2 protein-coding genes are annotated in these 1,607 nt (G+C 68.7%); both read right to left on the bottom strand.

Annotated elements, in window-relative coordinates:
• Nucleotides 1-84: 84 nt before the first annotated feature.
• On the bottom strand, nt 85-939 hold the full coding sequence (locus ABTZ94_RS37485) for an alpha/beta hydrolase family protein (RefSeq protein ID WP_351207927.1): 855 nt from the start codon (nt 937-939) through the stop codon (nt 85-87).
• Nucleotides 940-1,478: 539 nt separating this feature from the next.
• The gene (locus ABTZ94_RS37475) at nt 1,479-1,607 is read right to left on the bottom strand and encodes a transposase (protein ID WP_351207929.1); all 129 of its coding nucleotides are present in this window, start codon (nt 1,605-1,607) and stop codon (nt 1,479-1,481) included.

The raw sequence follows: 1,607 nt of genomic DNA, 5'->3' as shown, positions 1-1,607 counted from the left end.
GCCCCTGGTCGCGGGAGCGTCAGGGGCGGCCGGCGTGGATCGGGACGGCCGCCGGTCACAGCGGAAGGGATATCCGGGAGCGGGTCACCGGTTTGCGAGGCCGTTGCGGCGGACGTCGGACCAGGTGCCGCTGTCGGTGCAGATCCCGCAGCCGGCCCCGAAGAACTGTGCACTCGCCGTCTGGTCCCCCATCAGGTGTGCCTTGAACCAGACGGTGGTGGGCGCGGCGAACGGGCCGGGGTCGCCCACGACCGTGAGGTGATCGGCGCCGCGCAGTTCCCCGTAGATGGCCGGTATGTGGTCGGCGTCGTTGTAGAAGGTCTTGACCAGGAAGGGGAAGACGATGCTGTCCTTCTGCCCGGCCAGGAGGAGCGCGGGTACGTGTACGTCGTCGATGTCGGCGAGCGGCCCGGGCTGGATGGGCAGGATGGTGTCGATACGCGGGTCCGCGCCGACGACGATGGCGGCGGCGCCGCCCTGCGAGTGACCGGACGCGCCGATGTGCTCCAGGTCGACACGGTCGTGGAAGGGGCTGCCGTGGTCGGCGTTGCGACGGGTGAGCAGGTCGATCCCGGCGCGCATGGAGATGCCGAGGTTGGACTGCGGGGTGTTGGCGGCGGAGACGATGAAGCCCTGACTGGCCCAGTGGAGCAACAGGTCGCGGTAGACGACCGGGAAGGCGAAGGTGCCGTTTCCCCACACGATCACGGGGTGGCGGCGGTCGCTGGTCGCGATGTCACGCGGGTAGTACAGGGTGGTCACCACCCCGACCTCCACCGCGGTGGCGTAGGGGCCGGGAGCGCCGTAGTCGGCCGCGGCCGCCTCGGCACTGGCACCGGCGGGGGAACTGGTGGACGCCGATGTCGCTCCCGCGCCGGCAGAAGCCGTCAGCAGGAGCAGGAGCGAGGTCAGGGGGACGAGCAGTTTTCTCCAGAGCACAGCGGACTCCCGATGTCGTCACGGTGAACTGGATGTTTCATCCGGCTCACGCCTTGTCTGATCGCACATCCTGAAGCACGGTTCGAGACCCGTCTCTGCGCAATCGCGGCAAGCAGCGACGTCGGAGTTTGTGCAACATGCCGAGAGGCCTGAGCGCGGTGAGGGTGCCATGCTCGGTTCCGCCGCTACGGCAGAGAGCCCGCCGCCCGGTCCCGAGAGGAGAACGCCGGGAACGGAGAAAGCCCCGCGCACCGTCCGCCTCGCATGACCTGCACGGTCAATCATGTGACGTCCCATCAGAACGAGCGTCACATGAGCGCCACGAGCGTCATTTCAGCGTCAAGATATCGCCCGTAAAGGGTGCGGTCCAAGGCGAAGCGCCTGGCCGCGCGGGGCTGGCTCGTCGAGGACACCCCGGGTTCCTCAGCGTCGCCGCTTCGCAAGGCGGCAGCTCATGACCATGGTCATCGACCACAGCACCATCGCCTCGGCCGTGTCGGTCCGCCTCTCGTAGTCGCGGGCCAGGCGGCGCGAACGCATCAGCCACCCGAACGTCCGCTCGGGGGAACCTCAGCCTGGCGGATCCAGCCACGCAGGGCCTCGGGGTGCACGCCGAGGTCGATGGCGAGGCGCTTGATCTGCGGCTTCGGCTCGGTAGTGCGATACAT

Origin of the sequence: Streptomyces sp. NPDC002785 (assembly GCF_040295565.1) — a bacterium.
Classification (GTDB): domain Bacteria; phylum Actinomycetota; class Actinomycetes; order Streptomycetales; family Streptomycetaceae; genus Streptomyces.
Note: the sequence above shows the minus strand (reverse complement) of the source record. Positions and strands in the feature narration are given on the sequence as shown.

What these genes read in the sequence shown, in the direction of transcription:
- ABTZ94_RS37475 (WP_351207929.1), bottom strand. Translation starts at nt 1,607, where the DNA reads ATGTATCGCACTACCGAGCCGAAGCCGCAGATCAAGCGCCTCGCCATC.